This window comes from Mesorhizobium sp. M0037 (assembly GCF_040323635.1).
GTDB lineage: Bacteria > Pseudomonadota > Alphaproteobacteria > Rhizobiales > Rhizobiaceae > Mesorhizobium.
Map to the genome: position 1 here is coordinate 60,406 of NZ_JAMYVB010000004.1, position 26,981 is coordinate 87,386.

Sequence of the window (26,981 nt, forward strand, 5' to 3'; positions counted from 1 at the left end):
TTCCCCTTGCGCGCCGTTCTCTTGCCGGCCACCGAAAGGCAGCCAAGCATGGTGAGGCAGCGCAGGCAAGTATTTTGCCTGACGGTGATCGAAGGTTCAGCCGGCGGGGCGGAAATGCTTGGAGAGCTTGAGGCCTTGCGCCTGGTAGTTCGAGCCGAGATCGGTGCCGTAAAGCGCCTGCGGCCGCTGCAGCATGTGTTCGTAGACCAGCCGGCCGACGATCTGGCCGTGGTCGAGGATGAACGGCACTTCGTGGCTGCGCACTTCGAGCACCGCCCGGCTGCCGGTGCCGCCTGAGGCCGAATGGCCGAAGCCCGGATCGAAGAAGCCGGCATAGTGAACACGGAATTCGCCAACCAGCGGATCGAAGGGCGTCATCTCGGCGGCGTAGAGCGGCGGCACGTGCACGGCTTCGCGGCTGACCAGGATGTAGAACTCGTCCGGGTCGAGCACCAGTTCGCCGGCGCCGCTCTTATAGAGCGGCTCCCAGAAATCGGCGGCATCCTGGGCGGCGCGCTTGTCGACATCGATCAAGCCGGTGTGATGCTTGCCGCGATAGCCGACCAGGCCGTTCTGGTCGCCGTCAAGATCGATCGACAGCGCAATGCCGCCGCCGGAAATGTTGGGCGGCTCGGTCGCCACCAGCATCTCGGCGCGGTGCAATTCGTTCAGCTCTGCCTCCGACAACAGCGCGTTGCCGGTGCGAAAGCGGATCTGCGACAGTCTCGATCCGGCGCGTACGACGATCGGGAAGGTGCGCGGACTGACTTCAAGATAAAGCGGTCCGTGATAGCCGGCGGCGATCTTGTCGAACTCATGGCCGCGATCGGTCATCACCCGGGTGAAGATGTCGAGCCGGCCTGTCGAGCTCTTCGGGTTGGCCGAGGCCGACACGTTTGCGGGCAGCGCCAGGCTTTCGAGCAGCGGCACGATGTAGACGCAGCCGGTTTCCAGCACCGCGCCCTCGGCGAGACTGAACTCATGCAATTTCAGCCGGTGAAGCTTGTCGGCCACCAGATGATCGGGACCCGGCAGGAAGGAGGCGCGCACGCGAAAAGCCTTGTCGCCGAGCCTCAGATCGAGGCTCGCCGGCTGCACCTGGTCGACATCGAGCGCGCGCGGCGACTTCAGCGCGCCGGACTGAAACAGCGCGGAAATGTCCTGATCGGGAAGAATGCCTGTCTGCCGCAAAAGGCTGGCTCCGCTCCAAGGTCGGTCTCTTTGTGGCAGGTTCTTGCCGCAAAACCGCTGGATATTATTGCGGAACCTGTCTGGTACAAACCTCTTAATGAAGCCGGCAATTGACGCAAGCGCAGGTGAGGTCTAAAGGGTCGTTATCCCGTGGTGATTTGGCCGGTCGGCTTGCAGCCACGTTAAACAAGTCGCTAAAGGACCGTCGGGCCGCAAGGCCATATGGACCGGTTGCGACTTTCGCGGCCGGTTTTTTTGTGTCTGGAACAAAAGCGATGAGCACCAAGAAGCGTAACTGGAAGCCTCAGACCGCACTCGTGCACGGGGGAACACTGCGTTCCCAGTTCGGCGAGACGTCGGAAGCGATGTATCTCACCCAAGGCTATGTCTATGAAACGGCGCAGGCCGCGGAAGCCCGTTTCAAGGGCGAGGAGCCGGGCTTCATCTATTCGCGCTATGCCAACCCTACCGTCGACATGTTCGAAAAGCGCATGTGCGCGCTGGAGGGTGCCGAAGATGCGCGCGCAACGGCGTCCGGCATGGCGGCGGTGACGGCAGCGCTCCTGTGCAGCGCCAAGGCCGGCGACCATATCGTTGCGGCGCGCGCGCTGTTCGGCTCCTGCCGCTGGGTGGTGGAGACGCTGGCGCCGAAATACGGCATCGAGGCAACGCTGGTCGACGGCACCGACATCGCCAACTGGGAAAAGGCGGTGCGGCCGAACACGAAACTGTTCTTCCTGGAAAGCCCGACCAATCCGACGCTGGAAGTGGTCGACATCGCAGCGGTGGCGGCGCTCGCCACCTCGATCGGCGCCAGGCTGATCGTCGACAATGTCTTTGCCACGCCCTTGCAGCAGAAGCCCTTGCAGCTCGGCGCCCATATCGTCGTCTACTCCGCGACCAAGCACATTGACGGCCAGGGACGCTGTCTCGGCGGCATCATCCTGTCGGACAAGAAATGGATCGACGAGAATTTGCACGACTATTTCCGCCACACCGGCCCGAGCCTGTCGCCGTTCAACGCCTGGACGCTGCTCAAGGGCCTGGAGACGCTGCCGGTTCGGGTGCGCCAGCAGACGGAAAGCGCGGCCAAGATCGCGGATTTCCTGGCAGGACGGCCGGAAATCGCCCGCGTCATCTATCCCGGCCGCGCCGACCACCCGCAGGCCGACATCGTCAAGAAGCAGATGACAGGCGGATCGACGCTGATCTGCCTCGACGTCAAGGGCGGCAAGCAGGCGGCCTTCGCCTTGCAGAACGCGCTCGACATCGTGCTGATCTCCAACAATCTCGGCGACGCCAAGAGCCTGATCACCCATCCGGCGACCACCACGCACAAGAACCTCAGCGACGAAGCTCGCGCCGAGCTCGGCATCGGGCCGGGAACGCTCAGGCTGTCGGTCGGCCTTGAGGACACGGACGATCTGCTGGAGGACGTTGCGCAGGCGCTGAAGGCAGCCGGGTAGGCCGCGAGGCGTCACGCTCCCGACGAAGCCTCTTCCAGCTCGGCTGCCTTGGTGCCGATGATCATGGTGTTGCCGCGCCAGTCGACGGCGCCGCTCAGCCAGCCGCGCGCCCAGATGGCGGGAAGCATCATGTCGCGGACCATCATCGCCGGGACCATGCGCAGCGACAGGTGCCAGCCCTTGGCCGCGGCCAGCGCGCATTCGGGAATGTAGGCCGCCGCCAGCACGGCCAACACCGTGGCCGGCAGGCTGATGCCGGCACTTGCGGCCGCCACCAGCGCCAACGCCAACGGCACGGCGACGCCGGTCAGGATCTCGGGTGCGAAAAACAGCGGGAAGGTGACGCGGCGCAACCGCGCCCAGCGCGCCTGACGCGACCAGATGTCGGGAAGTCGGCGCTGCCCCAGTGGTTGCTCGAAAGGCGAGGCAACGAGATTGACGCGCAGGCCCAGTCCGTTGACCAGCTTGGTTGCAGCAGCATCCTCGGCGATCTCGGCGGCCAGCGCGCGGATACCGCCACTGGTATCGAGCATCGGCTTGTTCCACAGCATGCTCTTGCCTTGGGCAAAGCCGAGACCGAGCGCCTCGCCGGCATATTGCCAGCGCGCCTGCAGCGTGTTGAGGAACGCGCATTCGACCTCGGCCCAAAAGCCATCCGGCCGAGAGCCGATCGGCGTCGAGCAGATAAGCCCGGTATTGGTCCGCCAGGCCGCCATCATGTGCTGGACGTAATCCCTAGGCATCAGCACGTTGGAATCCGCGAGAATAACCCAATGGTAGTGCGCCGCTTCCCAGCCCTTGACGCAGTTGTTGAGCTTCGGGTTGCTGCTGACGCGGTCGTCGCCGATCAGCAGCCGGGCCGGCACGTTGGGAAACAGGACGATCGCCCTGTTTATCAGTTTGACGACGGGATCGTCGGCGTGAGCGACGCAGAAGATCAGTTCGTAGCGCGGCCAGTCGAGCGAGAAAGCTCGCTGCAGCGTCTCTTGTGTGAACGGCTCCACGCCGCGCGACGGCACGACGATCGAGACCGGTGGCTGCTCGTTGGACGGCGGAGGGATGAGACGGCGCGCTTTCAGCTTCGACGATGCAAGCAGGATGCTGGCGAGATTGGAAAGAAGCAAAGCGGAGGAAGCGAAGGCGGCTGTGAGAGCTGGTTCCATCGAGATCTGGTCACTCCGGAAAGGCCGCTCGCGGCTGCTTTGTCAGTCGACAGATGGGCCTTGAGTCGCCGGCAAGGTTTGCGCACACCAACATTGTCATGTGTCACTTAAATGACATTGTTTGTCGGCACCTGCGCTTTGAGGCTGGCAGGACATGCCGCTCTGCGCGTATCAAACCGCATGGCGCGACAAATGTTCCCTGCTGCGCAACCGGAGCAGCCCATGTATCGCGCCGTCACGCGCAACATCGAAGTGCAGGTCAGACCGTTCTACCTGGAGGACCGCTCGGACCCGGCGGAGAACCGTTATGTCTGGGGCTACCAGGTCACGATCGACAACCAGTCGGACGATTTCGTGCAGCTTATGTCGCGTTACTGGCACATCACCGACGGCAGCGGCCGGGTCGAGGAAGTGCGCGGCGCCGGCGTGGTCGGCGACCAGCCTGAGCTCAATCCCGGCGACAGCTATCAATACACGTCAGGCTGCCCGCTCTCGACGCCCTCCGGCTTCATGGTCGGCCACTACACCATGCGCAACAAAAAGGGCGAGACGTTCGACGTCGCTATTCCCGCGTTTTCGCTGGATCTGCCGGGGACCCGACGGACGGTGAATTAGGGGTTTTCTCCCCGTCACTATACGGGGAGAAATGCCCGGCAGGGCAATGAGGGGCAGCGCCAGACTCATGAGGTTATCTTCCACGCACATGACCTGGCTATGCGCGGCCATTCACCAAAGTTCGCGCTGCCCCTCATCCGCCCTTCGGGCACCTTCTCCCCGTGAACGGGGAGAAGGAAAAGACTTCACTGAGCTGCGAATTCCGCCGGGTCGAAGTCGTACTGCTTCGAGCAGAACTCGCAGGCGACGTGGATGCCGCCATCTTCGGTGCTGTCCTTGATCTCCTGCGCGGAAAACCCCTCGAGGATGCCGCGTATCTTGTCCCTTGAGCAGGAGCACTGGTCGGCGACCGGCACGCCGCCGAAGACGCGCACGCCATGTTCGTGGAACAGCCTGTAGAGCAGCCGCTCGGCGCCGATGGTCGGGTCGATCAGCTCGGTCGGCTCGATGGTGCCGAGCAGCGCCACCAGCTCGCGCCAAGAATTGTCGGCCGGCTCGTTCATCACGTCGCGCGGATCGCCGTCGCCTCCCGAAATGTCGGGCACGCGCATGCGCTCGGGCGACTGCGGCAGGAACTGCGCCAGGATACCGCCGGCGCGCCACTGCTCGCGCGCACCGCCGGGGCCGGGCGTCAGCAGCTTGGCCACCGACAGCCTGAGGTCGGTCGGGATCTGCTCCGACTGGCGGAAATAGGTGCGCGCGGCGTCTTCCAGCGTCTCGCCGTCGAGCTGGACGATGCCCTGATAGCGCTGCGTGTGCGCGCCCTGGTCGATGGTTAGCGCCAAAACGCCGCTGCCCAGCAGCGTCTGCTGCGAGGTCTGGCCTGCGGCCACCAGGGCCTCCAGCCGGTCGGCATCGAAGCGCGCATAGGCGCGCAATGCCGAGGGCGTGGAGAAATCCGCGACCAGCATGTCGACAGGCCCGTCGGTGCGGGTCTGCAGGATGAACTTGCCTTCAAATTTGAGCGAAGTGCCGAGCAGCACCGTCAGCACACAGGCTTCCGCCAGCAGGCGGGCGACCGGCTCGGGATAGTCATGACGGTTGAGGATGGCGTCGAGCATCGGCCCGAGCTGCACGGTGCGGCCGCGCACGTCGAGCGGGCCGACCTCGAAGGGCACGACATGATCGTCGCCGGCATAGCCGAACTCGCCGAGTTTGGGGTGATGTTCAGTCACTTGATGCGTTTCCAACATTACAAAGCTCCAGGGCGCGGCCATGCGGCCCGGAGGGGTGCATGCGTCCAAACGCGCTTGATTTGCGTGATGCGGCGCAAATAGGCATCGCGCCGCCCCGGATCAAGCGCTTGGAGATCAAGCGCCTGGAGAACAAGCGCCCAGACACCAGGCCAAAACCGCCTTCTGGGCGTGGAGCCGGTTCTCGGCTTCGTCGAAGACCACCGAATGCGGACCGTCGATGACCTCGTCGGTGACTTCCTCGCCGCGATGCGCCGGCAGGCAGTGCATGAACAGGGCGTCGGGCTTGGCCCTCGCCATCAGCGCCGCATTGACCTGATAGGGCGAGAAGACATTATGGCCGCGGGCGCGGTGTTCTTGGCCCATCGACACCCAGCAGTCGGTGACGATGCAGTCGGCTTGGTCGACGGCCTCTTCGGGCGAGCGGGTGAAGTGCAGCTTGCCGCCATTGGTCTTCGACCAGTCGATATGCTTTTGCGCCGGCTCGCTGCCTTCCGGCACTGCGACGTTCAGGTTGAAGCGGAACCGCGCCGAAGCTTCGAGCAGCGAATGCAGCACGTTGTTGCCGTCGCCGGTCCAGGCGATGGTCTTGCCGGCAACCGGACCGCGATGCTCCTCGAAGGTCATGATGTCGGCCATCAGCTGACAGGGATGGGTGTCGTCGGTCAGCCCGTTGATGACCGGAATCGTGGCATTCTCGGTCAGCTCGAGCAGCCGCTCATGCGACGTGGTGCGGATCATGATGGCGTCGACATAGCGCGACAGCACCTTGGCGGTGTCGGCGATGGTCTCGGAGCGGCCGAGCTGCATTTCGGTCCCGGTCAGCATGATGGTCTCGCCGCCGAGCTGTCGCATGCCGACGTCGAAGGACACGCGCGTGCGCGTCGACGGCTTGTCGAAGATCATGGCCAGCACCTTGCCTTCGAGCGGTTTGGTCCGTTCGCCGGCCTTGAGGCGCGCCTTGCGCACCACCGCATCGTCCAGCATCAGGCGCAGATCGCCTTCGGAAACGGCGGAAAGATCGGTGAAATGGCGAAGGCTCATCGGGAATGGTTCTCGGGATTACTTCGCGGCGGCCGCGGCGATGGCGTCGGTCAGGCCCTTGGCGCCGGCGCGGATGCGATCGAGCGCTTCGCCGATCTCGGCGTCGGTGACGGTCAGCGGCGGCAGCAGACGAATGACGTTGTCGCCTGCCGGCACCGCCAGCAGATGCTGGTCGCGCAGCGCCATGTTGACCTTGGTGTTGGGCATGGCGCATTTCAGGCCAAGCATCAGGCCGCTGCCCCTGATGCCTTCGATGACATCGGGAAATTCGTCGGCGACCGCCGCCAGGCCCTGCTTCATCAGCAATGCCTTGCGCTGGACGTCTTCGAGGAAGCCGTCTTCCAGCACGACGTCGAGCACAGCGTTGCCGACTGCCATGGCCAGCGGATTGCCGCCGAAAGTGGTGCCATGCACGCCTGCCGTCATGCCGACGGCAGCGTCGTCGGTGGCGAGGCACGCGCCCATCGGAAAGCCGCCGCCAATGCCCTTCGCAATCGCCATGATGTCGGGCGTCACGCCGGTCCATTCATGCGCGAACAGCTTGCCGGTGCGACCGATACCGCACTGGACCTCATCGAAGATCAGCAGCAGGCCATGCTGGTCGCAGAGCTGCCGCAGCCGCTTCAAGGATTGCGTCGGCACCGGGCGGATGCCGCCCTCGCCCTGTACCGGTTCGATCAGGATCGCGGCGGTCTCTGGTGTGATCGCCTTCTCGGCGGCGTCGATGTCGTCGAAGCCGACCTGGTCGAAGCCTTCGACCTTGGGGCCGAAGCCTTCTAGATATTTGTACTGGCCGCCGGCGGCGATGGTCGCCAGCGTGCGGCCGTGGAAGGCGCCTTCGAAGGTAATGACCCGGAAGCGCTCGGGATGGCCCTTGACGAACTGGTAGCGCCGCGCCGTCTTGATCGCGCATTCGAGCGCCTCGGCGCCGGAATTGGTGAAGAACACCTTATCGGCGAAGGTGGCGTCAGCCAGCCGCTCGCCGAGCCGGGCCTGCCCCGGGATCTCGTAGAGATTGGAGACGTGCCAGAGCTTGGCCGCCTGTTCGGTCAGCGCCGAGACCAGATGCGGATGGCTGTGGCCCAACGAATTGACCGCGATGCCGCCAGCGAAATCGAGATATCGCTCGCCCTTGTCGGTAACCAGCCAGGTGCCTTCGCCATGGTCGAAGGCCAAAGGGGCGCGGGCAAAGGTCTCGTAAAGCGCCGAACCGCTCATTATATGCGTCTCCGGTACCGGAAAAATCAAAAAAGCCGCCAAAGCGGCGGCCTTTGCGGCTTATCGTGTTTTTCGGCCATGAAGTCAACGAAAACGTCGCGCAGAGGCGCGCGGCAAGCTCCCGACGAGACGCCGGCTCATAAGCGACCGGGCAAGTTGGGGAAAACCTAAAAAACCGATTCGTGTTGCACCTGGGACTCTTGTCACCGAGTCAACACATGAGGTAATTGTAGTCGGGAAGTAACTAGATTTCGTGCGGCGGACCTAATCACCTAATATATGTGGTGTCTGCCCCGGCAAAGATTGCCGGGTCGGGAATGGATTCCGGCTGCCGCACACTTAGCAGGAGCGCGGTCTCATGAACTGGACTGACGAGCGGGTCGAACTTCTCAGGAAACTGTGGTCGGAGGGCTTGAGCGCAAGCCAGATCGCCGCACAACTCGGCGGGGTCAGCCGCAACGCGGTCATCGGCAAGGTGCACCGGCTGAAGCTGTCGGGCCGCGGACGCTCGACCGCGACGCCGGCGCGTCAGAAGAAGACAACGCAGGGATCTTCGATCCAGAAATCGGTGCCTCGCGCCGCAACCACGCAGCGCCATGTCACGACGTCGATCGGGGCGAACGCGCTGCAGGCGCAGTTCGACGCCGAGCCAGTGGCGCGCCACTACATCCGCCCGGTCGAAAACGTCGTCGTGCCGATCTCGCGGCATCTGCAGCTCACCGATCTCACCGAGCGCACCTGCAAATGGCCGAATGGCGACCCGCTGTCGGAAGACTTCAACTTCTGCGGCAACGAGGCGGCCGAAACCGGACCTTACTGCAAGTACCACGCAAGGGTGGCGTTCCAGCCGGCTTCAGAGCGGCGCAGAAGCCGGTAGTTAGGAATAGGGATTGGGGACTGGGCAGTAGGGAATGGGGTAGCGCTCGTGAGGCGCTACCTTATTCTGCCTACTGCCTACTGCCTACTGCCTACCATCACAGCCACCCACTCTTCCGAAATCGCCAATACAAAAACGAGCAGATCAGCGCGATCGAGACCAATACGACGGGATAGCCGTATTGCATCTTCAGCTCCGGCATGTCGTCGAAATTCATGCCGTAAATGCCGGCGAGCGCCGTCGGCACCGCCAGGATCGCGGCCCATGAGGCCAGCTTCTTGGTGTTCGCGGTTTCCTGGCTCTGGCCGACCAGCAGGCTGGCTTCGAAAGCGAAGGCCAGAACCTCGCGCAGGCTGTCGATCTTTTCCTGCACGGTGCGGATATGATCGGTGACATCGCGAAACAGCGGATGCATGGCGGTATGGATCTGCGGCAGGTCGGCGCTGGTCAGCCGGCGGCAGACCTCGACCAGCGGCAGCGCCGCATTGCGCAGGCGCAACAGATCGCGGCGCAGCATGTAGAGCCGCTCGATGTCGGGACCGGTCATCGGCTTCAGCAGCACCCTGTCCTCGATCGCCTCGACCTCGTCCTCGATCTGCTCGAGCACCGGCATGTAGTTGTCGACGATGAAGTCGAGAATGGCGTAGAGGACGAAATCCTCGCCCTTGGCCAGTGAGTGCGGACAGCTTTCCCAGTGCTGGCGCACGGCGGCGTATGAGGTCGAGGGACCATGCCTGACGCTGACGATATAGCCTGAGCCGACGAACAGATGCGTCTCGCCGAAGGTGACGCGTCCGTCGATCAGCTGTGCAGTGCGGGCAACGATGAACAGCGCATCGCCATATTGCTCGATCTTCGGCCGCTGGTGCGGATGTTCGGCGTCTTCGATCGCCAGTTCGTGCAGATGAAATTGCGCCTTGACGCGCAGCAGAAGCTCGCGGTCGGGTTCGAGCAGCCCGATCCAGACGACATGGCCCGACTTCTTGGCCCATTCGCCGGCTTCCTCGATCGGTATGTCGGCGATGCGCTTGCCGGCGGTGTAGACGCTCGACGCGATGATGCCGGACGATGCCGGCGCCGGCTTGAACTCTCGGACATATTCCATCGCAGCCTCCTGAGCGCCTGGCCTTGGCCAGGAACCGAGACGCTAACATCCGGGCAGTTTAGCGCAATATGATTAAGCGTTCGAGGGGCGCGCGATCACTTCACCGGCAGCGCCGGCAGGGCAACCTTGTCGGTCTTGTCGCCCTTGGGACGCTCGGCCGGCAACTGCTCGCCGGTGACGATGTAGTAGATCGTTTCGGCAATGTTGGTGGCGTGGTCGCCGATGCGCTCGATGTTCTTGGCGCAAAACAGCAGATGCGTGCACGGCGTGATGTTGCGCGGATCTTCCATCATGTAGGTCAGCAATTCGCGAAACAGCGAGGTGTACATGGCATCGATCTGGTCGTCGCGGTCGCGAACGAAGCCTATTTTCTCGACCGAGCGCGAGGCATAGACGTCGAGCACTTCCTTGAGCTGGGTCAAAGCGAGTTCGGCCAGCGCCTCGAGGCCGCGAAACAGGCTGGTCGGCTGGCGGCCGTCAATGACGCTGACCACACGCTTGGCGACGTTCTTGGCGAGGTCACCGACCCGTTCGAGGTCGGCCGAAATGCGGATGGCGCCGACGATCTCGCGCAGATCCGTCGCCATGGGCTGGCGCTTGGCGATGATGACGATGGCTTTGTCGTCGATTTCGCGCTGGCCATCGTCAAGCACGATGTCGTCACGAATGACCTTCTGGGCGAGGCCGGGATCGGCATTGACCAGCGCCTGGATCGCCTGCTCGACCATGCGCTCGGCATGGCCGCCCATCGCAGCGATGCGCTTCGCCAGGTATTTCAGCTCTTCGTCATAGGCGCTGACAATGTGTACGGACTGCATGGGCGAAATGCCTTCCTTAAATCTTTGGCCTTTTGAGTCGTTTTCCTCGACCCTGTGCTGATACGCTAGCCGGATGACAGAAAGAAGAAACAGGCAGTTAGCAGATAGTACCGCCTCAGCCTGCCGGCAAATGGACCGTGAACGCCGCGCCCTTGCCAACTTCCGACTTGATCAAAAGCCGGGCGTTGTGGCGCGTCAGAATATGCTTGACGATGGACAGGCCAAGACCGGTGCCTTTCTGGGTGCGGCTGCTCTCCACGTCGACGCGATAGAAGCGCTCGGTAATGCGCGGTATGTGCTCTTCCGGGATGCCCGGGCCATAGTCCCTGATGGTGACATCGATGCCCGGTTCCGGGCCGGCCTCGCCCCGCGCGATCGACACCGTGACGCGTCCGCCAGGCTGGCCGTATTTGCAGGCGTTTTCCAAGAGATTCTCGAACACCTGGAACAGTTCGTCGCGGTCTCCGGGCACGTCGAGCGGCCCCTCGGCGTAGTCGCGTTCGATGACGACGCCGTTCTCGCTGGCGAGCGGGCCTAGTGAATCGATGACGCTGTCGATGGTCTGGCGCAGATCGACCTCGGTTCCCGGCCTCAGGTAAGGCTTCATTTCAAGCCTCGACAGCGACAGGAGATCGTCGATGAGGCGCGCCATGCGGCCGGTCTGGTTCTGCATGATCTGCAGGAACTGCTCGCGCGCCGCCGGATCGTTGCGGGCCGGGCCGCGCAACGTCTCGATGAAGCCCGAGATCGAAGCAAGCGGGGTGCGCAACTCGTGGCTGGCATTGGCTATGAAGTCAGCGCGCATGCGGTCGATGCGGCGCGTCTCACTCTGGTCCTTGAATACCAGCACATAGAGATCGGTGGCGTGGCCGACCGAGGACGCGCTGACCCGGTAGGCGCGTTCCACCGGCAGCTTCTCGGTGTAGTCGACGGCATCGGAGGCGACGGCTCCCGACAGTACGCCGTCCAGCAATGCCTGCATTTCCGGGGCGCGGAATTTCAGCGACAGCGACAGGCCGGGCGCGATGCCGCCAAAGGCGGCATAGGCGGCGGCATTGGCGTGGACGATGGTGGCGGTGCGGTCGAAGATGATCAGCGGATCGGCAACGGCAGCCGCAAGATATTCGCCGGAAAGCCGCTGCAGCCCGCTCGCCTCGACCGTGGTAATGGTCTCAGCAGACCGGCTGGCGCCACCGGTTGGCAGAAGCGCGGCGGCCAGCAGCACCGTCAACGCAGCCAGGACGACATAGGCAGAGATACCGGCAAACCCATAAACGGCCATGATGGCGATCGCACCGGCGGCAAGCAGCCATCGGCTGTTCCACAGCCGGCCGGCGACGGCCTGCCCCGTGGTTGTCCGCTCTGCGCCGGTGTCAGCCATTCGTGCTTTCCGTGCTTCTGCGCCGGTCCCGCCGAAACTTCCGCTGGACCGGGTTTGAGGCCCCCCATAGCATGAGTCCGCAAGCTGGAAAGGTTCGTCTCGATGAAAAAAGCCAAGGAAAGTCCCGCCGCAGAGCCGGCAAAGGGGCCGCTGAAGATCAAGGTGGACGGCAAGGAGCGGGAGTTCGACATCGAAAACCCCGAGCTTCCCAGCTGGATCGAGGACCACAAACTGACCGCAGGCGACTACCCCTACGACAAGAAAATGAAGAGCGAGGAGTATGACGAGACGCTGGAGCGGCTGCAGATCGAACTGGTCAAGGCGCAGGCCTGGCTGCAGGCGACCGGCAGCAGAGTGATGTCGCTGTTCGAGGGGCGCGATGCCGCCGGCAAGGGCGGCACCATCTCGGTGCTGCGCCAGTATCTCAATCCTCGAACCGCGCGCAATGTGGCGCTGACCAAGCCGACCCCAACCGAAGTCGGGCAATGGTACTACCAGCGCTACGTCGCCCATTTCCCGACATCGGGCGAATTCGTCACCTTCGACCGGTCCTGGTACAACCGCGGCGGCGTCGAGCCGGTGATGGGCTTCTGCACACCGGAACAGCATGCAAAATTCCTCGACGAGACGCCGCATTTCGAGCGGATGATCTCCAACGACGGCATCTATTTCTTCAAATTCTGGCTCAACATCGGCCGCGAAACCCAGCTCGAACGGTTTCACGACCGCCGCTGGTCTCCGCTGAAGAACTGGAAGTTCTCGCCGATCGATATTGCCGGCATTACCAAATGGGACGACTACACCAAGGCGCGCGACCAGATGGTCGAGCGCACGCACAAACAGTTCGCGCCCTGGATCATCGTGCGGGCCAATGACAAGCGACGCTCGCGGCTGGCCGTCATGCGGCGCATCCTGTTGTCACTGCCCTATGATGGGCGCGATCTCGACGCCATCGGCAAGGAAGACAAAAAGATCGTCGGCGACGGGCCGTCGTTTCTCGAGAAGTAGAGACTGGCCTCGATGCAGAGGCTGAAATTACAGAGCCCACCCCCACACGGAGGTGGGCTCTGTGGCCATTGTCTAAAGCGCGTCGCATTTGAACGGATTCACGCGACGCGCTTTAGGTCTTTGTTTCATGCATGTCGTTCTCTCAAAACCGGGGCCACTTTGAGCGACATGCATTAAAGCGCGTCGGGTGAAGACAGTCTCACGACGCCTGCCGCATGCCGAGCATGTGGGGGGTGCCCCTGACCAACACCGGGGCGTGATGGTTGCGGCGCGAACGCACGACATCCAGCGTATGCTCGTTGAAGGTCAGCAGTGTGGCGACGACCTGCTGGTTGCCATAGGTGCGCTGGTAACCGAGCGGCGTCGCCAGGAAGTGCAACTGCAGCGTCCGCAGCACCCACACCGGCTCGACCTCGATAATGACCTGATCGACATTGCGAGCAAGGCCCCATTCGACGAAGCCGGCGATCAGTTCGGTGCCGACCGTAGACACGCCGCGCTTGCCATCGCGAAAGCCTGGCGCCACCGCGTAACGGGTTAGCTCCCAGACATTCGGTCCCGAAGGGCGCTTTCCCTCGCAGAGTTCCGGCATCACATCGCTAAGGAGATGCGGCCGTGTGGTCGGCAGCATCCGATGATAGCCTGCAAGCTCGCCATTGCGGATGACCAGGTGGTGTTCGGCCTCATCATGGTCGAATTGATCGATTTCGAGGCCGTCCGGGCGATCGAGATCGGTCCACCGCATCTCATCGACGAAGACCTTGTAACGCAGGCGATGGACGGCCTCCCATAGGTCGGGACGTTCCATCAGTTGTTGAGTGGTAAGGGAAAATAGCATTAGCCGTCTCCTGGGCTTAAGAGGAAGATACGGCCGGGCTTTCCCGAAAAAATTGCGCGAAGGTGTTGGCAAGGATTTCCAGGCTGCCACAGCCGACATGGCTAATATAGCTGCGTCTAAACGCCTCCGCGATGGCGTGCACCCTGTTGGCGACGCCGAGTCTGCTTTTGGCGTTAAGAAAGCATTAGCCGTCTCAAGAGGACGACAGGGGCCGGTCTTTTCTGAAGATATGACGCCAACAATGCGGCCATAAATTTCGGGCCGCCAGAACCGGCCTAGCTGATATAGCCGTGCCTGACTGCTTCGGCGACTGCCTGCACACGGTTGGCGGCGCCTAGTTTGCTCTTGGCGTTGAGAAGGTGTTTCTCAGAGGTATGCTCCGAGATGCCGAGGATCTGCGAAATCTCCCACTCGGATTTTCCGACCGCCGCCCATTGCAGGCATTCGCGCTCGCGCGGCGTCAATTCAATGTGATCGATAGATTTGCCGGCCGTCGTTTGAAGCTGCATGGCGCGGCCGATGGCATAGGTGGAGGCCAGCGAGACCATTGCGAATTCGGCTTCGGACAGTTCGACCGCCTCACCGCCCAGCGAGACCAGCGCGATCTGGCCTTCGAGCGTGATCAGCGGGAAGGCGAGGCCGTCACGCAGCTTGAACTGGCGGGCGTCGCGCATTACCTCGGCGCTGCTCTTGTCGGCGGGCATGCTTTGAACGGCATCGCGCCATTGGAATGGCGCCCGAAACTGCTTCAAATGGCTGACGACCGGATCGTGGTCGACGTAGTTGCGCGATAAGTAACGCTCCAGCCATTCGCTAGGCCAATCGCAGAGCAGCACATGGTCCTTCGTCTGGCTGCTTGGTGTACCGGGCTGCGGCACCGTTGCGGCTATCAGGGCCGTCAATCCGAAATTCGAGGTGACACTAAGTAGCTGCTCGCACACCGCAGCCGACGTGTCGGCACGCTGCACCCGGTCAATATATTCAAGTGTCCGGTCAAAATAACCCATCGCAACATCTACCCCATGTTGCCTACCGCTCTTGAGACCGATGCTACGTGCCTGCCCCGCACTTAGCCATCAACCCCGGATTGCAAAGCCACATCCTTAGCTTTTCTAACGCCAGCGACCGCCAACCCCGGGCCGACTCTGTGCGGCTATTTGCAACCTCGCCAAAGCATAACCCGAAATTTGCCCTTTGAAATCAAAAACAATTGTGCCTGCGCCGTTTTCGTATCACAAGCCAACGGCCAAGACGGGCGGAGTTTTTTGTGACATCACGCTGGATAACCATCGCCTTGCTGTCGATGCTGATCGGAGTGCAGCCGTTTGCCGGCGCTGTGCGGGCAGCGGAACCGCAGGTGCCGGTGCTTTGGGATGCCAAGGAGCGGCTGCCGAAGCCGGACCTTGCGGCGCTGCCGAGGCTCAGGTTCCTCACCACAACCGATTTCCCGCCCTTCAATTTTCTCGACGGCACGGGCCGACTGTCCGGCTTCCACATCGACCTGGCGCGGGCGATTTGCGCCGAACTCGACATCGCCGACAAATGCCAGATCCAGGCGCTGCCCTGGGCCGAACTCGACGACGCGTTGCAGAAGGGCGAAGGCGAGGCGATCATCGCCGGCATCGCCGCAACGCCGGAGACGCGGGCGAAGTACAGCTTTTCGCGCTCCTATCTACAGTTTCCGGCGCGCTTCATCATGCCGAAGACCAAGGCCTTCGCCGAGCCGATCCTCGACAAATTGCGCTCGAAGCGGGTCGGCGTGCTGGCCGGCTCGGCGCATGAAAAGATGCTGCGCGATTATTTCGGCACCGTGCAGATCATCCGCTTTCAACGGCCGGAAGACCTCTACAGCGACTTGAAGAGCGCCAAGATCGATGCCGCCTTCGGCGACGGCATGCGCTTTTCCTTCTGGCTGGGCGGCACGGACGCCGCCGGTTGCTGCCGCTTCGCCGGTGGACCCTACCTGGCGCCGGAATATCTGGGGTCCGGCATGACCATTGCCACCCGGGCCAGCGACCCAGCGCTGGCCGCAGCCATGGACTACGCGCTGCAGGAGATATCGGTGAAAGGCACCTTCGCCGAATTCTACCTGCGCTATTTCCCGGTCAGTTTCTTCTGATCCGGTTCCCGGTCAGCTTTTTCTGATCCGGTCCCGGTCAGCTTCCTCTAGGGGCTGGATCAGGTCAGCGTGCGCAGGCGGGCCTTCGCCCCGCGCGCGATGGCTGCGGCGGTCAGCGTGTCGAGATCGAGCTCACGCCGGATCAACTGCAGCACCCGCAATTCCTCCATGCGCATTTCTAGATCGACGGCGGCAACCTCGAAGGCCGCGGCATAGGCGGTGTCGTGCAGCCGTTCGGGCAAAGTCTCGGCGACACGCTCGAGCACGCCTTCCAACCCATCCTTTTCATGCAGCATCTTCTGGCAGTCCTGCGCAATGGCGATCAGCCTGTCCTGCTTGAAATCCTCGAACACCGGCCAGCTGCGGACGACGTCGCCGATGCGCGCCAGTTCGATATCGGTCATGTCGCGATCGGAAGCCGAGGTGATGACCATCAGGTAGATCAGGGCTTCATGGGTGGACGGCAACGGCATTCAAAACTCCTTGATAGTGAGGGTCGAAGGTAGGGACGCCACGGCGCCGTCGCAACGAAAACGCCTGATATCGTTGACGCTCCGCCCTGTCGCGCCTAGAGACCCGGTTGAAAAATCTTACCAGCCGCGAAAGCCGGCCATGACTGGAACTTTGACATGACGGGATCAAACATCGCCGATCTCAACCCCGAAATGCTTGCGGCAGCCGCCGAAAGCAAGGCCTGGCCGTTCGAGGAAGCCAAAAAGATCATCGAGCGCTACAAGGACGGCGACTTCCCGGAGATCGTCCTGTTCGAGACCGGCTACGGCCCGTCGGGCCTGCCGCATATCGGCACGTTCGGCGAGGTCGCGCGCACCTCGATGGTGCGCCATGCCTTTCACGTGCTGACCGGGAACAAGGTCAAGACCAAGCTGCTCTGCTTCTCCGACGACATGGACGGCATGCGCAAAATCCCCGACAATGTGCCGGATCGCGCAGCCCTCGAGCCCTATCTGCATATGCCGCTGTCGGCGGTGCCCAATCCGTTCGGCGGCGACTATCCGAGCTTTGGCGACCACAACAACGCGATGTTGTGCCGCTTCCTCGACACGTTCGGCTTCGACTACGAATTCGCCAGCGCGACGCAGTACTACAAGGCCGGCCGCTTCGATGCGATGCTTGTGCGCGCAGCCGAGCGCTACGACCAGATCATGGCGGTGATGCTGCCGACACTGGGACCCGAGCGCCAGGCGACCTACAGCCCGTTCCTGCCTATCTCGCCGAAGAGCGGGCGCGTGCTCTACGTGCCGATGAAGCATGTCGACACCAAGGCCGGCACCATCACCTTCGACGATGAAGGCACCGAGACCACGCTTTCGGTGACCGGCGGCAAGGTCAAGCTGCAGTGGAAGCCGGATTTCGGCATGCGCTGGGCAGCGCTCGGCGTCGATTTTGAAATGTTCGGCAAGGACCACCAGACCAATGCGGTGATCTACGACCGCATCTGCAACATTCTCGGCGGGCGCGCGCCCGAGCATTTCGTCTACGAACTGTTCCTGGACGAGAACGGCCAGAAGATCTCGAAGTCGAAGGGCAACGGGCTGACCATCGACGAATGGCTGCGCTACGCGCCGACCGAAAGCCTCGGCCTCTATATGTATCAGCGGCCAAGGCAGGCGAAAAAGCTCTATTTCGACGTCATCCCACGCGCCGTCGACGAGTACTACACCTTCCTCAACGCCTATCCGCGCCAGGACTGGAAGGAGCGGCTGGGCAATCCGGTCTGGCACATGCATGACGGCAAGCCGCCTTCCATCGACATGCCGGTGCCGTTCTCGCTGCTGCTCAACCTGGTCAGCGCCTCCAACGCGCAAAACAAGGATGTGCTGTGGGGCTTCATCTCGCGCCATGCATCTGGCGTGACGCCGGCGACGCATCCCGAACTCGACCAGCTGGTCGGTTTCGCCATCCGCTACTTCGACGATTTCGTGAAGCCGACGAAGACCTTCCGGCCGGCCGACGATGTGGAACGCGTGGCGCTGGAAGCGCTTGGCAACGCGCTTGCTGGCCTGCCGGCCGGCGCCGACGGCGAAGCGATCCAGAACGCTTCGCTCAACGTGGCGCGCAAGATCGAACGCTATCAGGACCATTCGAAGAAGAGCCCGGACGGCGGCCCTGGTGTCTCGGGCGCTTTCTTCCAGATGATCTACCAGGTGCTGATCGGCCAGGAACGCGGACCGCGCTTCGGTTCGTTCGCAGCCCTCTACGGCATCGCCGAAACCCGCGCGCTCATTGAGCGGGCGCTGGCTGGTCAGCTGGCGGCGTAATTTCCGTCCCGGCCGGCGGCGTGTCTATCGCCGGGGCATCGAGGATCGGTTGCGACGCCGTCGGTGCCGCAACAGGCGTTGGCGCCGGTGGCAGGCCGCCAAGATCGGGCGCGGCGCCAAAGATGCCCTTCTTGGCGGCGCGCGCCTTGTCGCCCGCTTCGACATAGGGGCCGCCTGCCGTGGCGCGTGCCCAGCCGTTTTCGACCAGCCACTGGCCGACATCCAGCTTGCCGATGCGGCATTCGGCGGCGATCAGCACACGGTCGGCCTCCGGCGGCACCTTGCAGGCAACGGCCCGGCCGCGCAGGAAAGACCGGAACGCGGTGCGCGCCCTGATACCGCAAGCCCAGGACTTGCCGCCCTCGGTGCAGGTCTCGTCTTGCCTGACGATGTCGATGCCGGAGACCGTCACGGAATAACCATTGGCTTCGATCAGGCCGGCGGCGGCCGCGACCGGCTGGAACAGTTTTGTTCCTCCCCAGTCGTCGACCGCTCTGCGCCCACGCGGCTTGGGCGGTCCGGCCAGCGCCAGGTCGCTCAGCGGCGCGCGTGGCTCAACCCGTTCAAGTTCTTCTGCCGGCAGCGGCGGCGGAGCGATGGCCTCGGGATCGATCGCCCTCGAATGCACCGGAGGCGAGTGCGCCGGAGGCTTGACGGGCTGGACCTCGGGGATCGCCGACGTCGCCGGCTCCTCGGGCACGGCCTCGGTGTCCGGGTCGATCTGGTCGACAGTAATGGCGGGGCCGTCGCGATGCAGCGCGCGACCGCCGGCGACGACAATGGCGACCATCACCGGGATCGGCAGGAGGGCTATGAGGATTTGAAGCAGACGCACCGCGAGACCTACTGGCTTGCCCAGACGATCCGCGCCACCCATTCGACATCGCGCATCGCGATGTCGCGGTCCGGGTGGTCGGGGTTGAGCGAAATCAGCACGATCGATTTCGTCGTCTGGCGGTCGAGCACCTTGGCCATGACTTCGCCGGCATTGGTCTTGACGACGACGCGGTCGCCCTTGCGGGTAGCGGCGCCCGGCTCGACGATCAGCACATCGCCATTGCGGTAGAGCGGCAGCATGGAATCGCCCTGCACCTTCAACGCATAGGAGGTTTCGGTCGCCCGTGCCGGAAGCTCGACAAGGTCCCAGCCCTGGCCTGAGGGATAGCCGGAATCGTCAAAGAAGCCGCCGGCGCCGGCCTGGGCAAAGCCGAGCAGCGGCACCGCCGAACGCTGCGAGGCTAACGGGCCCGAAGCTGTCTTGGCGCGGCCTTCGACCAGCCCGGTGAATTCGTCGAGCGAAGCGCCTGTCGCCTCGATGATCTTGGCCAGCGATTCGGTCGAGGGCCAGCGCGGCCGCCCATCCGAGGACAGCCGCTTCGACTTGTTGAAAGCGGTGGAGTCCAGACCGGCTCGCCGGGCCAGGCCGGAGGCCGACAACGAATAGCGCTCGGCGAGAGCGTCGATGGCGGCCCAAACTCGGTCATGCGAGAGCAATTCGCTCTCCTCAAAACAGGAAAAAATACCTTTCCTTCTAACGCGCGGTCATCCGATTGTCCACCGGCGCGCGGCCCGATCTCTCAAAAAGCTGCGTGCGGCGACGTCGTCATGGATGCCTCAAACTGCCTTGGGCAGGCTGCGCATCCCTGGTGGGAGGTCATGCAAACTCGCTCGGCCTCGGTCGGCGGCCGCGGTTGAACGGAGCGGGCAAGCGTCCTATCGGACGCGCCAAGGACGCAGTAGCATTTGATTTGGCGCATGATCCTTTCCGAAAATCGATTCCGATTTTCGGGGTCATGCGCGAGGTCGGCGAGCATCATGTAGCGGGCGTTGTTGAGATGGAGGTTGAAGTCGATGTCGGCAGGCAGTGAAAAGCCAGCCGACTTTCGCTGCCGACCGCGTAAGGGCCACGGCGCCTTGCCGTGGCCATCATGCACGCAAGGCGCCCTCAGACGTACATGGGGCGCTAGCTCAAGCGGCCTTCTTCACCTCGCCTTTCGCATAGGGATCGAAGCGCTCGTAGAAGGTCTCGCCCTTCTCGGCCAGGTCGAGCAGCAACTTTGGCGCCTTGAACTCGGCGCCGTATTTCTTCTGCAGGCCCTTGGCTATTCTGACGAACTCCCTGGCGCCGATGCCGTCGATATAGGACAGCGCGCCGCCGGTGAATGGCGCGAAACCAAAGGCGAGGATCGAGCCGACATCGGCCTCGCGCGGATCGGTGACGATGCCTTCCTCCATCACCCGGGCCGCTTCCAGCGCAATGGTTACCAGCAGGCGCTGCTGCAGCTCCTCATAGTCGACCTGCTCGGCCTCCAGCTGCGGATAGAGATCCTTCAGGCCCGGCCACAGCTTCTTCTTGGCAGGCTTGGCCGGATAGTCGTAAAAACCCTTCCCGTTCTTGCGGCCGAAGCGGCCATGGGTGTCGACCAGCGTGTTGATCAGCGCCATCTGCCTGGGGTCGACAGACTTGTCTCCGATATCCCTGATGGTCTGCTTCATGATCTTCTGGGCAAGGTCGATCGCCGTCTCGTCGGTCAGCGCCAGCGGGCCGACCGGCATGCCGGCGGCCTTGGCGGCGTTCTCGATCATCGGCGCCGGAACGCCTTCGATGAGCATCTTGTAGGCTTCCGACATGTAGCGCAGCACGCAGCGGTTGACGTAGAAGCCGCGCGTGTCGTTGACGACGATCGGCGTCTTCTTGATGGCGCGCACGAAATCGATCGCGGTGGCCAGCGCCTTGTCGCCGGTCTTCTTGCCCAGAATGATCTCGACCAGCATCATCTTGTCGACCGGCGAGAAGAAGTGGATGCCGACGAAATTCTTCGGCCGCGCCGAATTCTTGGCCAGTGCAGTGATCGGGATGGTCGAGGTGTTGGAGGCGAAGACCGCTGACGATTTCAGCACGGCTTCGGCCTGCTCGGTGGCAGCCTTCTTGACGGCCGAATCCTCGAACACCGCCTCGACCACCAGATCGCAGCCGGCGAGATCGGCATAGTCGGCCGTCGGCGTGATCAGCGACAGAAGTCTGTCCTTCTCCTCGGGTTTGGCGCGGCCCTTCTTGACCTGATCGGAGATCAGGCTGTCGGAATGCGCCTTGCCCTTTTCGGCCGACGCCATGTCGCGGTCGAGCAGGACGACCGGGATGCCGGCCTTGGCGGTGACAAAGGCGATGCCGGCACCCATGAAGCCGGCGCCGAGAATACCGATCTTCTTGAACTTGGTCTCCGGCACGCCGGCCGGACGGCGGGCGCCCTTGTTGAGCTCCTGCAGCGACACGAACAGCGAGCGGATCATCGCTGCTGCTTCCTTCGACTGCATGATTTCGGTGAAATAGCGCTGTTCGATCCGCAGACCGGTGTCGAACGGCACCAGCAGGCCTTCATAGACGCATTTCAGGATCGCCGCGGCGGCCGGATAATTGCCGTAGGTCTCGCGGCGCAGGATGGCGATGGCCGGCGGCCACAGATTGAAGCCGGCCGGCGTATAGATTTGGCCGCCAGGCAGCTTGAAACCCTTTTCGTCCCAGGGCTGGACGGCTTTCAGGCCGTTCCTGATCATCGCTTTGGCGGTCTCGATCAGCTTGCCGGGTTCGGCGATCTCGTGGATCAGCCCCATCGCCTTGGCTTTCTGCGGCGACAGCGTCTGGCCGGTGGTCAGCATCTGCAACGCCTGCTGCTGGTCGGTCAGGCGCGGCACGCGTTGGGTGCCACCGGCGCCGGGGAAGATGCCGACCTTGACTTCCGGCAAGGCCATCTTGACCTTTTCGGAGTCAGCGGCAACGCGGCCATGACAGGCCAGCGACAGCTCGAACGCGCCGCCCATGCAGGTACCGTTGATCGCCGAGACCCAAGGTTTGCCCGACGTTTCGAGCTTGCGCCACAAGCCACCCATGCGGCCGGCATTGTCGAACAGGAGCTGTGCCGCCTTCTCCGGGTCCTTGGTCTTCTCCTTGGCAAATACGGCCAGCATCTTCTGCAGCATGGTCAGGTCGGCGCCGCCGGAGAAGCTGTCCTTTCCCGAGGTGATCACCGCGCCCTTGATGGCGGCGTCGGCCACCACCTGGTCGATGATCTTGTCGAACTCGTTCATCACCTCTTCGGTGAAGACGTTCATCGAGCGGTCCGGCATGTTCCAGGTGACCATCGCGATGCCGTCTGCGTCCGTGTCGACCGTGAAGTTTGTATAAGTCATGTCTCTCTCCTTCCGGCCGAAAATCAGACGCGTTCGATAATCGTTGCGGTGCCCATGCCGGCGCCGATGCAGAGCGTCACCAGAGCGGTGTTCAAATCGCGGCGCTCGAGCTCGTCCAGCACCGTGCCCAGGATCATCGCGCCGGTGGCACCGAGCGGATGGCCCATGGCGATGGCGCCGCCATTGACGTTGATCTTGTCGTGCGGGATTTCGAATGCCTGCATGTAGCGCAGCACCACCGAGGCGAAGGCCTCGTTAAGCTCGAACAGGTCGATATCCGACAGCTTCATCTTGGCGCGCTTCAGAAGCTTCTCGGTGACGTCGACCGGACCGGTAAGCATCAGCACCGGCTCGGAGCCGATGTTGGCAAAGGCGCGGATGCGGGCGCGTGGCTTCAGGCCCATCGTCTTGCCGGCCTTCTTCGAGCCGAGCAGTACGGCGGCCGCGCCATCGACGATGCCGGACGAGTTGCCGGCATGGTGGACGTGGTTGAGCTCTTCCACCTCAGGGTGCTTCTGCACGGCGACCGCGTCGAAGCCGCCCATTTCACCAGGCATGACGAAGGACGGGTTGAGCGAGGCCAGCGACTGCATGTCGGTCGACGGCCGCATATGCTCGTCATGATCGAGGATGGTGAGGCCGTTCTGGTCCTTGATCGGTATGACGGAGTTCTTGAAACGGCCATCGGCCCAGGCCTTGCCCGCACGCTTCTGGCTCTCGACCGCATAGGCATCGACGTCGTCGCGCGAAAAACCGTATTTGGTGGCGATCAGGTCGGCCGAAATGCCTTGCGGCACGAACCAGCCGGGCAGGCCGACGGACGGGTCCATGAACCACGCGCCGCCCGAGGCGCCCATGCCGACGCGCGACATCGATTCCACGCCGCCTGCAATGACGATCTCGTCGGCGCCTTGAGCGATCTTGGCGGCGCCGAAATTGATGGCGTCGAGGCCTGAGGCGCAGAAGCGCGAGATCTGCATGCCCGGCGCCTTGTTATCGTAGCCGGCCTCGAAGGCGGCGGCACGCGGAATGACGGAGCCGGCTTCGCCGACCGGATCGACGCAGCCGAAGATGATGTCGTCGACGTTTGCAGTGTCGAGGCCGTTGCGGTCGCGCAACGCTTCAAGCGTCCTGGCCGCAAGCCGCACCGCCGGCACCTCGTGCAGCGAGCCATCCTTCTTGCCCTTGCCGCGCGGTGTGCGCACGGCGTCATAGACATAAGCTTCAGCCATTTGCTTGCTCCTTGCTTTGCCGACGTCGCTCTCAGAGAGAGCGGCCGATCAGCATTTCATGATCTCGTTGGTGCCGCCGTAGATGCGCTGGACGCGGGCGTCGCGGAACATGCGGGCGATCGGATATTCATTCATGTAGCCATAGCCGCCATGCAATTGAAGGCATTCGTCGACGACTTTTCCCTGCAGGTCCGAGAGCCAGTATTTCGCCATCGACGCCGTCACCGGATCCAGCCCGCCATTGATGTGGCGGGTGACGCAATCATTGTAGAAGACGCGGCCGATGGTGGCCTCGGTCTTCAGTTCGGCGAGCTTGAACTGGGTGTTCTGGAACTCGATGATCGCTTTGCCGAAGGCCTTGCGACCCTTGACGTAGTCGATGGTCAGCGCCAGGGCGCGTTCGATCATGGCGATCGCGCCGGTGCCGATCTGCAGGCGCTCCTGCGGCAATTGCTGCATCAGCTGTATGAAGCCCTGTCCCTCTTCGTGGCCAAGCAGGTTCGAGGTCGGCACGCGCAGATCATTGAAGAACAGCTCCGACGTGTCGTTGGCCTTCAGGCCGATCTTGTCGAGGTTGCGTCCGCGTTCGAAGCCTTCGGCCTCGTCGGCCTCGACGACGATCAGCGAGGTGCCCTTGGCGCCTTTGGCCGGATCGGTCTTGGTGACGACGATGATGAAATTGGCCAGTTGGCCATTGGTGATGAAGGTTTTCGAACCGTTGATCTTGTACTGGTTGCCGTCCTTCTCGGCGCGCGTCTTGACGCCTTGCAGGTCGGAGCCGGCGCCCGGCTCGGTCATGGCGATGGCGCCGATCAGTTCGCCGGTCGCCAGTTTCGGCAGCCATTTCTTCTTCTGCTCTTCCGAGCCGTAGTGAAGGATGTAAGGAGCAACGATCGCGTTGTGGAGACCGATGCCGAAACCGTCGACGCCGACATGGCCGATCGCCTCGATGATGGCGCTCTCATGCGCGAAGGTGCCGCCGGAGCCGCCATATTCCTCCGGCATAGAGGCGCAGAGCAGGCCGGCGGCACCCGCCTTGCGCCAGCTCTCGCGGTCGACCATCTCGTTCTTCTCGAACTCGTCGTAGCGCGGCGCGATCTCTTCCGACATGAAGCGGTGCGCCATGTCGTAGAGCATGCCGACCTCGTCCGCCGCCCAGGCGGGCTTCGGCAAGGAGAGCACTTCGGCTGGATTTGTCATGCCGTTTCTCCCGCGCCAACGTCCCCCTCCCCCTCGAGGGGAGGGTGGCCGCGAAGCGGTCGGGTGGGGTCGCCGATGACGTGCTCGACCTTATCTTCGGAATTGACGCGGGTTTGGGGCATTGCGATCATCTCCTACCAAAGCGCCAACCAGCCGGCGCACTGCACGCAAGGACCCCTCCCGGCCCTTCGGGCCACCCTCCCCTCAAGGGGGAGGGGGACGCCAGCCATTTCTAGAACGCTTCCGCAGGCAGCGCCATTAGCGTGTCCGCACCACTGGAAATGCGGGCGAGATGTGCCGATGTCTCGGGCATGATCCGCTCCATGAAGAAGCGCGCCGTCACCACCTTGTTATCGTAAAAAGCCCCATTTTCGTGGACAGATTGGGAGCCATTGGCGCCGGTCTTGCCGAGCGCGGCCTTGGCCATCTGCGCCCACATGTAGCCCAGCGCCACCAGGCCGAAGAGATGCATGTAATCGGTCGACGCGGCGCCGGCATTGTCGGGCTTGGCCATGCCGTTCTGCACCAGCCACATGGTCGCCGCCTGCAGATCGTTGAGGCCCTTCTTCAGCGCCTTCGTGAAAGGCGCCAGCTTCTCGTCGGCGCGGTTCTCCTCGCAGAACTCGCCGACGTCCTTGAAGAAGGCCTGCACGGCGCGGCCGCCATTCAGGCCAAGCTTGCGGCCGACGAGGTCGAGCGCCTGGATGCCGTTGGCGCCTTCATAGATCATGGCGATGCGGGCATCGCGCACGAACTGGCTCATGCCGTGCTCTTCGATGTAGCCGTGGCCGCCGAACACCTGCTGCGCCATGACGGCATGGTCAAAACCCTTGTCGGTGAGCACGCCCTTGACCACCGGCGTCAGCAGGCCGGTATAGTCGTCGGCCGCCTGGCGATCCTTGTCGTCGGCGGAGCGGTGGGCGATGTCGGACTTGATCGCCGTCCACAGCGCCAGCGCGCGGCCGGCCTCGTTGAAGGCCTTCATGGTCATCAGCGAGCGGCGGATGTCGGGATGGACGATGATCGGATCGGCTTGTCTGTCCGGCGCCTTGGCGCCAGACAGCGAGCGGCCCTGCAGCCGGTCCTTGGCGTAGGAGACCGCGTTCTGGTAGGCGATCTCGGACAGCGACAGGCCCTGCAGGCCGACGCCGAGGCGGGCTTCGTTCATCATCGTGAACATCGCCTTCAGGCCGCCATTGGCCTCGCCGAGCAGCGTGCCTTCGGCCTCGTCATAATTCATGACGCAAGTCGAATTGCCGTGTATGCCCATCTTCTCCTCGATCGACCCGCAGGAGAGCGTGTTCTTCTCGCCCGGATTGCCCGAGGCATCGAGCTTCAGCTTTGGCACGATGAACAACGAGATGCCCTTCACGCCCGCCGGCGCGCCTTCGATGCGGGCCAACACGAGATGGACGATGTTTTCCGACATGTCGTGCTCGCCGGCCGAGATGAAGATCTTCTGGCCTGAGATCTTGTAGGTGCCGTTGCCGTTCGGCACCGCCTTGGTGCGCAGCAGGCCGAGATCGGTGCCGCAATGTGGCTCGGTCAGGTTCATGGTACCGGTCCAGGACCCCTCGACCAGCTTCGGCAGCCATGTCGCCTTCTGCTCGTCGGTGCCGTGTGTGATGATCGCAGCGATAGCGCCTTGAGTCAGGCCGGGATACATCATCAGCGCCATGTTGGCCGAAACCATGTATTCGGCAACCGCGGTGTGCACGGCATAGGGCAGCCCCTGGCCGCCGAACTCGACGGGCGCCGCCAGTCCCATCCAGCCGCCTTCGCGATACTGGTCGTAGGCTTCCTTGAAGCCCTTCGGCGTCATCACCGAGCCGTCCTCATGGCGCACGCAGCCTTCCATGTCACCGACGCGGTTCAGAGGATGCATAACGTTTTCGGCAAGCTTGGCGCCTTCGGCGAGGATCGCCTCGACAACGTCGGGCGTCGCGTCGGCAAATCCGGGAAGGTTGGAGTAGCGCTGATAACCCAGCACCTCGTTGAGCACGAACAGCGTGTCCTGGACCGGCGCCCTGTAGATCGGCATGTGTT

At 63.1% G+C, this 26,981-nt stretch carries 22 protein-coding genes, 2 pseudogenes and 1 riboswitch; of the genes and pseudogenes, 6 read left to right on the top strand and 18 right to left on the bottom strand.

Annotation, left to right across the window (positions count from 1 at the left end; all coding sequences use genetic code 11):
- Positions 1-96 precede the first annotated feature (96 nt).
- Positions 97-1,191: a 2'-deoxycytidine 5'-triphosphate deaminase gene (locus tag NKJ78_RS08830; RefSeq protein ID WP_352459173.1), complete on the bottom strand. Its 1,095-nt coding sequence runs from the start codon at positions 1,189-1,191 to the stop codon at positions 97-99.
- A gap of 140 nt (positions 1,192-1,331) precedes the next feature.
- A riboswitch (SAM riboswitch) is annotated at positions 1,332-1,409 on the top strand.
- 57 nt (positions 1,410-1,466) lie between these two features.
- On the opposite strand from NKJ78_RS08830, the gene NKJ78_RS08835 reads away from it, so the two are divergent.
- Positions 1,467-2,657 (top strand): O-succinylhomoserine sulfhydrylase, encoded by a 1,191-nt coding sequence (locus tag NKJ78_RS08835; RefSeq protein ID WP_023669633.1) that lies wholly within the window; start codon positions 1,467-1,469, stop codon positions 2,655-2,657.
- Between the two features lie 11 nt (positions 2,658-2,668).
- Here the strand turns inward: NKJ78_RS08835 and NKJ78_RS08840 are convergent, their stop codons facing one another.
- A complete protein-coding gene (locus NKJ78_RS08840; protein ID WP_352459174.1) occupies positions 2,669-3,820 on the bottom strand; it encodes a ceramide glucosyltransferase in 1,152 nt (383 codons plus the stop codon).
- Between the two features lie 222 nt (positions 3,821-4,042).
- Here NKJ78_RS08840 and apaG point away from each other — a divergent pair, with 222 nt between their 5' ends.
- The gene (apaG, locus tag NKJ78_RS08845) at positions 4,043-4,435 is read left to right on the top strand and encodes a Co2+/Mg2+ efflux facilitator ApaG/CorD (protein ID WP_023738215.1); all 393 of its coding nucleotides are present in this window, start codon (positions 4,043-4,045) and stop codon (positions 4,433-4,435) included.
- A gap of 185 nt (positions 4,436-4,620) precedes the next feature.
- Here apaG and NKJ78_RS08850 read toward each other — a convergent pair whose 3' ends face one another.
- From NKJ78_RS08850 to NKJ78_RS08860, 3 genes are all read right to left on the bottom strand, one after another.
- Positions 4,621-5,652 carry an Hsp33 family molecular chaperone gene (locus tag NKJ78_RS08850; protein WP_031202777.1) on the bottom strand — a complete coding sequence of 344 codons (1,032 nt, stop codon included), beginning with the start codon at positions 5,650-5,652 and terminating at the stop codon, positions 4,621-4,623.
- A 93-nt stretch (positions 5,653-5,745) separates the two neighbouring features.
- Positions 5,746-6,672, bottom strand: coding sequence for an ornithine carbamoyltransferase (gene argF, locus NKJ78_RS08855; RefSeq protein ID WP_023738214.1), 927 nt, complete (start codon positions 6,670-6,672; stop codon positions 5,746-5,748).
- 18 nt (positions 6,673-6,690) lie between these two features.
- Positions 6,691-7,890 (bottom strand): aspartate aminotransferase family protein, encoded by a 1,200-nt coding sequence (locus tag NKJ78_RS08860; protein WP_023738213.1) that lies wholly within the window; start codon positions 7,888-7,890, stop codon positions 6,691-6,693.
- 358 nt (positions 7,891-8,248) lie between these two features.
- Between NKJ78_RS08860 and NKJ78_RS08865 the strand changes: the two genes are divergently transcribed.
- The gene (locus NKJ78_RS08865; RefSeq protein ID WP_023669627.1) at positions 8,249-8,767 is read left to right on the top strand and encodes a GcrA family cell cycle regulator; all 519 of its coding nucleotides are present in this window, start codon (positions 8,249-8,251) and stop codon (positions 8,765-8,767) included.
- Between the two features lie 97 nt (positions 8,768-8,864).
- Here the strand turns inward: NKJ78_RS08865 and NKJ78_RS08870 are convergent, their stop codons facing one another.
- The 3 genes from NKJ78_RS08870 to NKJ78_RS08880 all read right to left on the bottom strand — a co-directional run bounded on the left by NKJ78_RS08870 (position 8,865) and on the right by NKJ78_RS08880 (position 12,071).
- Positions 8,865-9,872: a magnesium and cobalt transport protein CorA gene (locus NKJ78_RS08870; protein WP_023669626.1), complete on the bottom strand. Its 1,008-nt coding sequence runs from the start codon at positions 9,870-9,872 to the stop codon at positions 8,865-8,867.
- Between the two features lie 95 nt (positions 9,873-9,967).
- Complete coding sequence (gene phoU / locus NKJ78_RS08875) at positions 9,968-10,690, bottom strand: phosphate signaling complex protein PhoU (RefSeq protein ID WP_023692535.1); 723 nt, start codon at positions 10,688-10,690, stop codon at positions 9,968-9,970.
- A 115-nt stretch (positions 10,691-10,805) separates the two neighbouring features.
- Positions 10,806-12,071 carry an ATP-binding protein gene (locus NKJ78_RS08880; RefSeq protein WP_352459175.1) on the bottom strand — a complete coding sequence of 422 codons (1,266 nt, stop codon included), beginning with the start codon at positions 12,069-12,071 and terminating at the stop codon, positions 10,806-10,808.
- A gap of 102 nt (positions 12,072-12,173) precedes the next feature.
- Between NKJ78_RS08880 and ppk2 the strand changes: the two genes are divergently transcribed.
- Positions 12,174-13,079: a polyphosphate kinase 2 gene (gene ppk2, locus NKJ78_RS08885; protein WP_023738211.1), complete on the top strand. Its 906-nt coding sequence runs from the start codon at positions 12,174-12,176 to the stop codon at positions 13,077-13,079.
- 199 nt (positions 13,080-13,278) lie between these two features.
- On the opposite strand, the gene NKJ78_RS08890 is transcribed toward ppk2, so the two are convergent.
- Both NKJ78_RS08890 and NKJ78_RS08895 read right to left on the bottom strand, forming a co-directional pair.
- The gene (locus NKJ78_RS08890) at positions 13,279-13,917 is read right to left on the bottom strand and encodes an acyl-homoserine-lactone synthase (protein WP_023692538.1); all 639 of its coding nucleotides are present in this window, start codon (positions 13,915-13,917) and stop codon (positions 13,279-13,281) included.
- Between the two features lie 275 nt (positions 13,918-14,192).
- Positions 14,193-14,924, bottom strand: a complete 732-nt coding sequence (locus NKJ78_RS08895) for a helix-turn-helix transcriptional regulator (protein ID WP_023669621.1) — start codon at positions 14,922-14,924, stop codon at positions 14,193-14,195.
- 296 nt (positions 14,925-15,220) lie between these two features.
- On the opposite strand from NKJ78_RS08895, the gene NKJ78_RS08900 reads away from it, so the two are divergent.
- A complete protein-coding gene (locus NKJ78_RS08900) occupies positions 15,221-16,036 on the top strand; it encodes an ABC transporter substrate-binding protein (RefSeq protein ID WP_050586840.1) in 816 nt (271 codons plus the stop codon).
- 59 nt (positions 16,037-16,095) lie between these two features.
- On the opposite strand, the gene NKJ78_RS08905 is transcribed toward NKJ78_RS08900, so the two are convergent.
- On the bottom strand, positions 16,096-16,509 hold the full coding sequence (locus tag NKJ78_RS08905) for a tellurite resistance TerB family protein (RefSeq protein ID WP_023688697.1): 414 nt from the start codon (positions 16,507-16,509) through the stop codon (positions 16,096-16,098).
- Between the two features lie 156 nt (positions 16,510-16,665).
- Between NKJ78_RS08905 and NKJ78_RS08910 the strand changes: the two genes are divergently transcribed.
- A complete protein-coding gene (locus NKJ78_RS08910) occupies positions 16,666-18,315 on the top strand; it encodes a lysine--tRNA ligase (RefSeq protein WP_352459176.1) in 1,650 nt (549 codons plus the stop codon).
- On the opposite strand, the gene NKJ78_RS08915 is transcribed toward NKJ78_RS08910, so the two are convergent.
- From NKJ78_RS08915 to NKJ78_RS08945, 7 genes and pseudogenes are all read right to left on the bottom strand, one after another.
- Positions 18,278-19,150: a thermonuclease family protein gene (locus tag NKJ78_RS08915; protein WP_352459177.1), complete on the bottom strand. Its 873-nt coding sequence runs from the start codon at positions 19,148-19,150 to the stop codon at positions 18,278-18,280. The genes NKJ78_RS08910 and NKJ78_RS08915 overlap by 38 nt on opposite strands.
- An 8-nt stretch (positions 19,151-19,158) precedes the next feature.
- Positions 19,159-19,809, bottom strand: coding sequence for a S24 family peptidase (locus NKJ78_RS08920; protein ID WP_352459178.1), 651 nt, complete (start codon positions 19,807-19,809; stop codon positions 19,159-19,161).
- Between the two features lie 305 nt (positions 19,810-20,114).
- Positions 20,115-20,245, bottom strand: a pseudogene (locus NKJ78_RS30800) (thioesterase family protein); the annotation flags it as partial.
- 38 nt (positions 20,246-20,283) lie between these two features.
- Positions 20,284-22,503 carry a 3-hydroxyacyl-CoA dehydrogenase NAD-binding domain-containing protein gene (locus NKJ78_RS08930; RefSeq protein WP_352459180.1) on the bottom strand — a complete coding sequence of 740 codons (2,220 nt, stop codon included), beginning with the start codon at positions 22,501-22,503 and terminating at the stop codon, positions 20,284-20,286.
- Positions 22,504-22,526: 23 nt separating this feature from the next.
- Positions 22,527-23,735, bottom strand: a complete 1,209-nt coding sequence (locus NKJ78_RS08935) for an acetyl-CoA C-acetyltransferase (RefSeq protein ID WP_352562419.1) — start codon at positions 23,733-23,735, stop codon at positions 22,527-22,529.
- Positions 23,736-23,766: 31 nt separating this feature from the next.
- Positions 23,767-24,935 (bottom strand): annotated as a pseudogene (locus NKJ78_RS08940) (acyl-CoA dehydrogenase family protein).
- 232 nt (positions 24,936-25,167) lie between these two features.
- Positions 25,168-26,976, bottom strand: coding sequence for an acyl-CoA dehydrogenase (locus tag NKJ78_RS08945; RefSeq protein ID WP_023740745.1), 1,809 nt, complete (start codon positions 26,974-26,976; stop codon positions 25,168-25,170).
- Between the last annotated feature and the right edge of the window lie 5 nt (positions 26,977-26,981).